Origin of the sequence: Nocardia carnea, assembly GCF_029869215.1 — a bacterium.
In the GTDB taxonomy this organism is placed as follows: Bacteria; Actinomycetota; Actinomycetes; order Mycobacteriales; family Mycobacteriaceae; genus Nocardia; species Nocardia carnea_B.
The window spans coordinates 42026-51482 of record NZ_JARWPM010000214.1 but is presented as its reverse complement, the minus strand read 5'-3'; the positions used below and the strand labels follow the sequence as shown (position 1 = coordinate 51482).

Annotated in this window: 8 protein-coding genes; 5 read left to right on the top strand and 3 right to left on the bottom strand. The window is 68.0% G+C overall.

The window, feature by feature from the left end; all coding sequences use genetic code 11:
* The first annotated feature begins 161 nt into the window (after positions 1 to 161).
* Both QH276_RS15275 and QH276_RS15270 read left to right on the top strand, forming a co-directional pair.
* Entirely contained in the window at positions 162 to 1118 is a 957-nt protein-coding gene (locus tag QH276_RS15275; protein ID WP_280401958.1) for a TIGR03564 family F420-dependent LLM class oxidoreductase, read from the top strand.
* 64 nt (positions 1119 to 1182) lie between these two features.
* Positions 1183 to 2226, top strand: a complete 1044-nt coding sequence (locus QH276_RS15270) for a CaiB/BaiF CoA transferase family protein (protein WP_280401959.1) — start codon at positions 1183 to 1185, stop codon at positions 2224 to 2226.
* Positions 2227 to 2272: 46 nt separating this feature from the next.
* Here the strand turns inward: QH276_RS15270 and QH276_RS15265 are convergent, their stop codons facing one another.
* On the bottom strand, positions 2273 to 3742 hold the full coding sequence (locus QH276_RS15265) for an aminotransferase class V-fold PLP-dependent enzyme (protein ID WP_280401960.1): 1470 nt from the start codon (positions 3740 to 3742) through the stop codon (positions 2273 to 2275).
* A gap of 396 nt (positions 3743 to 4138) precedes the next feature.
* On the opposite strand from QH276_RS15265, the gene QH276_RS15260 reads away from it, so the two are divergent.
* Entirely contained in the window at positions 4139 to 5182 is a 1044-nt protein-coding gene (locus QH276_RS15260) for a hypothetical protein (protein WP_280401961.1), read from the top strand.
* A 113-nt stretch (positions 5183 to 5295) separates the two neighbouring features.
* On the opposite strand, the gene QH276_RS15255 is transcribed toward QH276_RS15260, so the two are convergent.
* A complete protein-coding gene (locus QH276_RS15255; protein ID WP_280401962.1) occupies positions 5296 to 5964 on the bottom strand; it encodes a TetR/AcrR family transcriptional regulator in 669 nt (222 codons plus the stop codon).
* A gap of 91 nt (positions 5965 to 6055) precedes the next feature.
* On the opposite strand from QH276_RS15255, the gene QH276_RS15250 reads away from it, so the two are divergent.
* On the top strand, positions 6056 to 7564 hold the full coding sequence (locus QH276_RS15250) for an MFS transporter (protein WP_280401963.1): 1509 nt from the start codon (positions 6056 to 6058) through the stop codon (positions 7562 to 7564).
* 10 nt (positions 7565 to 7574) lie between these two features.
* Here QH276_RS15250 and QH276_RS15245 read toward each other — a convergent pair whose 3' ends face one another.
* Positions 7575 to 8570, bottom strand: coding sequence for a GlxA family transcriptional regulator (locus tag QH276_RS15245; RefSeq protein ID WP_280401964.1), 996 nt, complete (start codon positions 8568 to 8570; stop codon positions 7575 to 7577).
* Between the two features lie 157 nt (positions 8571 to 8727).
* On the opposite strand from QH276_RS15245, the gene QH276_RS15240 reads away from it, so the two are divergent.
* Positions 8728 to 9315 carry a cysteine hydrolase family protein gene (locus QH276_RS15240; protein WP_280401965.1) on the top strand — a complete coding sequence of 196 codons (588 nt, stop codon included), beginning with the start codon at positions 8728 to 8730 and terminating at the stop codon, positions 9313 to 9315.
* The last annotated feature ends 142 nt before the right edge of the window (positions 9316 to 9457 follow it).

Genomic DNA, 9457 nt, shown 5'->3' with positions numbered 1-9457 from the left:
CCCGCGTCCCCCGCTCCACGTTCTGGTCCCCTAATTGGGGGCACTCACGGGTACGCGGGCCCCGACATGATCACCCGTTCGCCCGGGGTGCCGGGCCCGGAGCCGCCGCCGTGACGGTGGGCGGCGGCTCTCTCTAATTCGTTTGTGAGAGTGGAGGAATCGTGCGTATCGGTGTGATGATCGGACCCGAGCGCGGCGACACCGCGCGCAAAGCCGCCCGGATGGTCGACGACATCAAATGGGCCGAATCGGCCGGTATGGATACCGCCTGGATTCCGCAGATCCCCACGGATTTCGACGCGCTGGTGACGGTCGCGCTGCTCGGGTCGGTGACCGAGCGGATCGAACTCGGTACCGCCGTGGTGCCGCTGCAGGCGCAGCACCCGATCGCGCTGGCCCGGCAGGCACTGTCCGCGCACGCGGTCGCCGGCGGGCGGCTCGCGCTGGGGGTGGGGCCCTCGCACCACTGGATCGTGCAGGATATGCTCGGCCTCCCCTACGAGAAGCCTGCCGCCTACACCCGCGACTACCTCGAGGTCCTCGAGCCGGCGCTCAACGGCCCGGGGACCGTCCAGGTCTCGAACGGCACCTTCACCGTGCACAACCAGCTGGATCTCGGCCCGATCGCGCCGCTGCCGGTGCTGGTCGCCGCGCTGGGCCCGGTCATGCTGCGGCTCGCCGGCGAACACACCGACGGCACGATCCTGTGGATGGCCGACGAACGCGCTATCGCCGATCATGTCGTACCACGGATCACGAAGGCCGCCGCCGATGCCGGTCGCGCGGCGCCGCGGATCGTGGCCGGGCTGCCCATCTGCCTGTGCGCCGCGGGTGAGATCGACACCGCCCGCGAGCGCGCCAACCGTATTCTCGGCGAAGCCGAGGTCTCCCCGAACTACCAGCGGCTGCTGGAAAAAGGCGAGGCCAGGGATATCGGCGATATCTGCATCGCCGGTGACGAGGAAGCCATCGCCGCCGGTCTGCGCCGCTACGCGGAGGCGGGCGCCACCGACCTGTCGGTGCGGCTACTGCCCATCGGCGACAGCCGCGACGAACTCATCGCCTCCAAACGCCGCACCCGCGAGACGATCGCGCAGATCGCGAAGGACCTCCGATGAGCTGGTGCCTCCGCCGCGGTGCCGGCCGCCACCGGCCGCATGCATCCGCACCGCAGGAGCTCCGATGACTTCGGGGCCGTTGAGCGGTATCCGGGTGCTCGAGGTGGGCACCATGCTGGCCGGCCCCTACGCGACCATGATGCTGGCCGATCTCGGTGCCGAAGTGACCAAACTCGAACCCCCCGGCGGCGATATCTCGCGTAAGGTCGGCGATTCGTATTTCGCCAGTCTCAACCGCGGCAAACGCAGTATCTGCCTGGACCTGGCCGCACCCTCCGGGCAGCAGCGGCTGGGTGAGCTGGCCGCGCGATCCCATGCGCTGCTGGTGAATCTGAAACCGTCGGCGATTCGCAGACTCGGACTCACCTACGCGGCATTGCGCCGATACAACGAACGCATCGTCTGTGTCGCACTCACCGGGTTCGGTCTCGACAACGGCGACGACCCCGCCTTCGACTATGTGGTCCAGGCCTCCACCGGGGTCGCCGCCCTCACCGGTGACCCGGCCGGGCCACCCACCCTGCCGGGCTATTCGTCCGCCGACAACTCCACCGGTCTCACCGCGGCCCTCGGTCTGCTCGCCCAGATAGTCTCCGGGCAGGGTGGCCAGATCGACGTCTCGCTCCGCGACGTGATGTTCTCCCAGCTGAACTATCACGCCGCCGCCTACCTGGACAACGGGATCGAACCGCAGCGGCGCCCGTACGGCGCGCATTCGTATTACGTCCCCGCGCAACTGTTCCCGACCGCGGCCGGTTACCTGGCGCTGTTCGTGACGCACGACGGATTCTGGAGGGCTTTCGCGAAGGAGGCGGGCATCACCGGTTACGAACTCATGGCCGAACGGGCGGCCCACCGTGCCGAGGTGCTGACCCTGGTGACCGAAGCGCTGGCTTCCGATACCGCGGTCTCCTGGGAGGCCCGCCTCCGCCCGCTCGGCGTCCCCGCCGCCGCGGTACGCACCCTGCCGCAGGCGCTGGAGGCCACTCCCGAGGTGGTCGTCGGCGCGGGTACACACCGCCTGGTCCGGTCCCCGATCCGGGTGTCCGGCTGGACACCGGAGTACCGTCGCCCGCCCCGCCTCGGCGAACACGGTGATTCCGGCTGACGGGGTAGTGGCACAACGCGAACGTGGCGAGCTGCTGTCCCGCGGATCAGCAGCGCTCGCGGGCCCGCAGACCCTCCTGGGTCGCCGCACGGTTGCGGTAGGTACGCTCGGCGAAGTCGAGGAAGGTTTCGATATCGGCGAGGTTGGACGGCGCCCCGAGGGATACGCGGATAGCGCCGCCGCTGGGCAGCCCGAGGGCGGTGACGTACTCGTCCATGGTGGCGAGCCGGGTACCGAACAGGCGGCGCAGGACGGGCAGGCTGATCCCGAAGGCGGCCTCGCCGGCTCCCGGGTTACAGAAACACCCGGTACGCAGGGATATTCCCGCCGCCGCGGACTCCGCCGCGATCAGGCGCTCGTCCAGGACGGTGCCGTCGGGGTCGAGGAAATTGAAGGCGACGGTTCCGCCCCGGCGCACGGTATCCGCGGGACCGTAGAGGCGGATCATCGGTGCGCCGTTGTCGTGGGTCAGTGCGGTCAATCCCGCGAGCAGCCGGCCGGTGAGGGCGGTGACCCGGCGATGGATCGTGTCCATGCCGATATCGTGCAGCCAGCCGATGCCGAACGTGATATCGGGAATGGACAGGAAGTTCAGTGTTCCATCCTCGAAGGCGGATTCGTCGCCGGCCATGACATGCCAATTGCCGTGTAAGCTCGCCGCGGCGATGGTGCCACCGGCGAACCACGGCCGGCGCAGCGCGGCCAAGGCGGTACGGCGCGCGACCAGACAGCCGACGCCGGTGGGGTAACCGAACAGCTTGTACCAGCTGATAGGTACGAAATCCGGTTTCACCACGCCGAGATCGAGTGTATTGGCCGGGAGGTACGCGGCCGCGTCCAGCAATACGTCGTAACCGTATTCGTGCGCGATATCCACCCATTCCAGTGGATGCTGCACCCCGGTGAAATTGCTCTGCGCGGGATAGGCGAAGAGGCCGCGGCGCGCAAATTCCGTGCGCCGGAAATAATTGCGTGAATGTAACGCTCTGTAAACCGTATCGTCACTCGTCCGCAGATCGGGTGTGTCCAACGGGACATAGGTAATCGGTGTTTTCCGAGCCCGGGCGAACTCGCGAATGCCGAGGACAGAATTGTGGTTGTCGGCGGTGACGACGAATCGGGACCGGCGAGTGAACCCGTACGCTTCACCGACCAGACGGCAGGCCGCGGTGGCGTTGGCGGTGAATATCACACAGTATTCCTCGGGGTCGGCACGCAGATGCGACAGCACCGCGTGCCGCGCTCGATCGACCACTTCGGTTGCCGCCGTGGACGTGGGATTCTCCGAGTGCGGGTTACCGAAACATTGTGCGGCCAGCCGTTTCCGATGAGCCCGGTGTTGCGCGTCCGCGGCCAGCCCGGCGCCGGCGAAGTCGAGATACACCACCCCGCCCTCGTCGAGATACCGGTACTCCGTATCCCGCAGCAGGTCGAGGGAGTCGGTGGGCTCGTCACCGGGCCGGGTGGCGAGGAGATCCGCCGGTCCGGCCACCTCCTGCGCATCATTTCTGGTCATATCGGTTCCCTTCTGCCACGAATATCGGCTGGACATTCGTGGCCGGTGCCGATCAGAGTTCCGCAAAATCGGCGCCACCGCCACTCGGGATTGTCATTCATGAGAAGGCTGCCCAGCGCCTCGGCACGGCCGGCCGGGTTACTGTGTGCGGCGTTCGCCCGATTTCCGTTCCGCACCACCTGGACAAATCCCTATGAGACACACACTCGACCTCTGTCAGGAAACTCGATGAACCCGCGGCCCACGATCCGGTACCGGAGCGTGAATTCCGGTCGACGTTTCCCGATCAGGTGTTGAGTATGCGGTCCCGGTGGAAGACGGTGGCTTCGGTTGGTTGCGCCGGCTTCCGGGGCGGCGAACTGTTCGATGTTGCCGAGCAAGGCCGGAGCGTATCCGATGAGAATTTCCTCCTGGGCAGGTCGCCGATCTGCCCCCCGCTATCGAATCGGCCTGTGCGTGGTGGCCGCGGCCGCGCTCGCCACCAGCGTGACCGTGGTCCTGACCGGTGAACCCGATGCCGGCGCGACGGCGAATGTGGTTGTCTGTCAGGCGGGTCTGGACGGTCCCCACGAGCACACGATGGAGATGCCTCGGCAGGCGGCAGACGCGCTGGTGGTCACCACCAAGTCCTACTTCGGCCCGTGTGCCCGTTACGGCGAGAGCAAACCGCTCGGAAAGGGCGCACTCACCGCTTTCTCGCAGACCGCCGCCGACGGCACCCCGCTGGTGATCGGCGTGGCCGCCACCGACGGGGTCTTCGACGCCCTGCCCTACGATCCGCCGACCGACGAGCAGTACTGCTACGACAAGAACGGTGACGGCACAGTCGCCCATCACGGCGAATGCGCCGGCGGTTACGAGCACATCATGGCCTTGCATCCTGACGTCGCCGGCCGCGAGGACATTCCGTTCACCTACGCCATGGTGAACTGGAACCCGCACGGCCACATTCCCGCCGGGGTCTGGGACAGCCCGCATTTCGATCTGCACTTCTATCTGAACGACAATGCCGACCGCCTGGGCATCCGCCCAGGGCCGTGTCTTCAGTTGACACATTGCGACGACTACCCGCTCGGCAAGCTTCTGCCCGCGGCGCAATACCGCCATCCGGACTATGTCGATCTCGACGCGGTGGAACCGGCCATGGGCAACCACCTGATCGACAGCACCACCCCGGAACTGCACGGCGGACCGTTCACCCACACCTTCATCTACGGTTCCTGGAACAACGAGATCACCTTCTACGAGCCCATGGTCAACCTGGATGTCTTCACCGGAATGCGCAGCGGCGCCGCCGGTGATTTCTGTGTCGATCTGAAGCTGCCGCAGGCGTGGCAGAAGCCGGGCTTCTACCCGACCCAATGGTGTATGCGCCATCGGGACAACCGCGCGGAAACCCTCGTCACCTTGGAGAATTTCGTCTACCGCACCGCGGCGTAGCTCCGCGTCCGCTCGTACAACGCGTTTCGGGCGGTCAGACGCGTGCGAGGCCGGCGGTCCCTGGGCACCGCCGGCCTCGTCGAGCGGCCGGGGAACTCCTACCTTTTTGCGGGTCAGGTCGTCCGGCCGGCGCGCAGGGCGAAGCCGTCGCACAGGGCGGTCAGGCCGAGGTGGAGCAGGTCGAACTGGGCGAACCGGTCGCCGGTGCCGTGGAGTTCGGCGAGCGCGGGCGGGGTCGGGTGGACCGGGTTGCCCGCCAGTAGTGAGCGGAGCCCGTTCTCGTCCGAGTCGTCGACCCCCTTGCGGGCCAGGAGCGCCGAACTGATGTGGGGGAGGGTGGCGCCGGAGATGTAGTTCCAGACCGCGAAGGACATCTCGGTGGCTTGGTGGGTGGAGACGCCGAGTTCGCGGAAACCTTCGACGAGCCAGGCCAGGCATTGCAGACTGCTCGGCCCGAAGCTGTAGCGGGGGGTCGCGAACGCCAGGAGGACCCAGGGGTGGCGCTGGTACAGCTCCCAGTCGATGTCCCCCGCGATCCGGACCCGGTCACGCCAGGTCCAGTTCTTACCGCCGACCGCCGGGTAGGGGTAGCGGCCGGCGACCTCGTCGGCCATGGCGGCGATCAGCACGTCTTTGTTGGCGATATGCCGGTACAGCGACATCGCGCCCACCCCCATCCGGTCGGCGATCCGGCGCATGGACAGCGCGTCGAGGCCGTCGGAATCGGCGAGGGCGATGGCGGTATCGACGATGGCGGCTCTGGTGAGCTTGGGTTCGGTCATCGGACGCCTGACTTCGACCTCGGAACTGACATGCGTACACTGTACCCCGGACCATGCGTACGCCGTACGCGTCAGGGAAAGGGAACCACTGATGACGAACCTGGAGGCACTGCACGCCGCGCCGGAGGCGGGCGGCTCGCGCCGTGCCTGGCTCGGCCTCGCCGTCCTGGTACTGCCGGTGCTGCTGGTGTCGATGGATATGTCCGTACTGTTCCTGACCTTGCCGACCCTCACCGTCGACCTGGACCCGTCGGCCGCCGAGCAGTTGTGGATTCTCGATATCTACGGGTTCCTCATCGCCGGCCTGCTCATCACCATGGGCAACCTGGGCGATCGCATCGGCCGGCGGCGCATCCTGCTCGCGGGTGCCCTCGTTTTCGGGATCGCCTCGGTGCTCGCCGCCTTCGCGCCGACCGCTCCGGTGCTGATCGCGGCGCGGGCGCTGATGGGTATCGGCGGGGCGACCCTGCTGCCGTCCAGCCTGGCGCTCATCAGCACCCTGTTCCCGGACGCCCGGCAGCGCGCCACCGCGATCGGGGTATGGACCGCGTTCTTCGCGGGCGGTTCCGCGGTCGGGCCGATCATCGGCGGGGTGCTGCTGCATCACTTCTGGTGGGGGTCGGTGTTCCTGATCAACGTCCCGGTGTTGCTGGTACTGCTCGTCTTCGGGCGGCTGGTGTTGCCCGAGCACCGGGCCACCGCGCTGGGCCCGCTGGACCTGCCGAGCGTGGCGCTGTCGATCGGCGGCATCCTGCCGGCGGTGTACGCGGTCAAGCACGCCGCCGAATTCGGGATCGACTCGCCGGCGCTGGTGTCGGCGCTGATCGGTGGCACACTCCTGACCTTGTTCGTGCGCAGGCAACGGCGGATCAGCGAACCACTGCTGGATCTGCGGCTGTTCGGGCACGGCCCGTTCTCCGTCGCGATCGGGTCCAGCCTGGCAGGCATGATGTCGCTGGCGGGGCTGAGCTACCTGTCGAGCGTCTACCTGCAGTCGGTCACCGGCCGTGACCCGCTGGCCGCCGCGTTGCTCGGTATCCCGATGGCTGTCACCGTATTCGTGTTCTCGATGACCGGTTCGCGGGTCGCGCAGTGGCTGGGTGTCCGGGCGGCGTTCACGTCGGCGCTGGCGGCCGCCGCGGCCGGCAACCTGATGCTGTTCGGCGTCGGTGTCGACGGCGGCACCGGCTGGTATGTGGCGGGGTCGGCCCTCGCCGGTGTCGGCTACGGGATCGTGTTCACCCTGGTCTCGGAGGTGGCTGTGTCCTCGGTGCCGCCGGAGCGGGCGGGTTCCGCGGTGGGCATCTCGGAGACCAGTTTCGAACTCGGCAACGCGCTCGGGCTGGCACTGCTCGGCTCGCTGGCGGCGGCGATCTTCCGCTCCGGCGGTGATTTCGCGCCGACCATCGGCGAAACCATCCAGTTCGCGGACAACAACCCCGCACTTGTGCATACCGCGCGGGAATCGTTCGTCAGCGGTATGCACGTGGCGACCACGGCCGGTGCGGCCGTACTGCTGGCCATGGCGGTGGTCGTGCTGGTCGCCCTCCCGCGCCGGACCCGTTCGGCCCCGCCGGAACACCCGGCCGTCCACGGGTAGCGATATCGCTTCACCGTGCGCGGAACCTGTTGCGATACTCGGCCGGAGTCACGTTCAGCCTCCGGCGGAAGGCCCGGGTGAGCGTATCGACGGTGCGCAGCCCGCTGAGCGTCGCGACCCGCTCCAGCGTGTCGTCGGTGGTTTCCAGGCGGTGCCGCGCGGCTTCGACCCGCGCGGCTTCGATATAGCTCGCCGGTGTGGTGCCGAGTTCGCTTTTGAAGATCCGGGTGAGCTGTCGTTCGCCGACGTGTATGCGCTCGGCGAGGTCGGCCACGGTGAGCCGGTCGGTGACGTGCCCGGTGATGAAGTGGCGCAGTTCCTCCACACGCCGGGTGGTGGACACGGGCTCGAGCGGCACGCTGAACTGGCTCTGCCCGCCGGGCCGCTTCAGGTACACGACGAGTTGCCGCGCGACCCGATGCGCCAGCTCCTCACCGTAATCGTCGGCCACCAGCGCGAGTGCCAGGTCGATACAGGCACTCAAACCGGCGCCCGTCCAGACCTGTCCGTCGCGGATGAAGATCGGATCGGGGTCCACCGTGACCGCGGGATGCTCGGTCGCCAGCTGCCCCGCGGTGGACCAATGGGTGGTGGCGCGCTTCCCGTCCAGCAGACCCGCCGCGGCGAGGATATGCGCGCCGACGCAGACCGACGCGACCCGCCGCGTCCGGCCGGCGACCAGGCCGACCCATTCGACGACCGCCGGATCGGCGCGGGCCGTGATCCGGCGCCGCGCGTCGACCTCCACCGCACCGGGCACGATCAGGGTGTCGATCGGACCGGCCGCGACCGAATCGAAGGTGATGTCGGGTAGCACCCGCACTCCGGCCGACGTGGTGACCGGGTGGAGGGTCTGCGCGGCCAGCACCACCCGGTATCCGGTGGGTTCGTCCGATTCGCGCCGGACGAGCCCGAATACCTCGGGCGGCCCCGTCACATCCAGCAGATCGACCTGGTCGAACAGGACCACGACGATCAGCCGTTCCCGCGATCCCACGGCAGCCATAGGGCACCACCTCCTTCCGGACTGCGGCAGGCCCGCTTCCGGTTGATGTCGGAATTTGCAGGTTACATGACATTGGCGACATCACCGGTCGTCCCTAGCGTGGAAACAGCCACCCACCCGGGGTGGTTTCGATTGATCACTTCAGGAGAGAACACCTATGAGCACCACGCTGCGCGAGCTCAACGGCTTGAACCAGGAACCGGCGTCGCTACGGGAGGCGACACTCATCCTGGTCGACTACCAGAACACCTACACCCGCGGCGTGATGGAGCTCGACGGCTGGCGGCCCGCCCTCGCCGCCGGCGCGGATCTGCTGGCCCGTGCGCGGGCCGTGCACGCGAAGGTCATCCATATCGTCAACGACGGTGGTACCGGATCCCCCTACGACCTCGGCGCCGAGATCGGCCGGATCCATCCGGAACTCGCGCCGGTGGACGGTGAACCCGTCGTGGTGAAGACGACGCCGAACGGTTTCCTCGGCACCGATCTCGGCGAGCATATCGACGCCGCGGGTCGTGAACAGGTCGTCCTTGCCGGATTCATGACCCATATGTGTGTCGCCTTCACCGCCGCAGGGGCCTTCCTCCGCGGTAACAAGCCCACTGTCGTCGCCGATGCGTGCGCTACCCGGCCGCTGCGGACCGCCGCCGGGGAGGTATCGGCCGGGCAACTACACACCAGCGCACTCGCCACGATCGGCGATCTCTACGGCGTGGTAGTTCCCTCGGCGGCCGGCCTGTCGTGACCGCACCGCGGCGCAGGACATCGGACCCCGGACAGTAGGCCTGTGTTCCGCCGGCCGCTACCGGTCGCGCCCCCCCCCGACCGGGCCGGGGGGGGGGGGGGGTTGTGTTTTTCGGGCGCCGGGTTTTCTCGCGCGGGGGGGG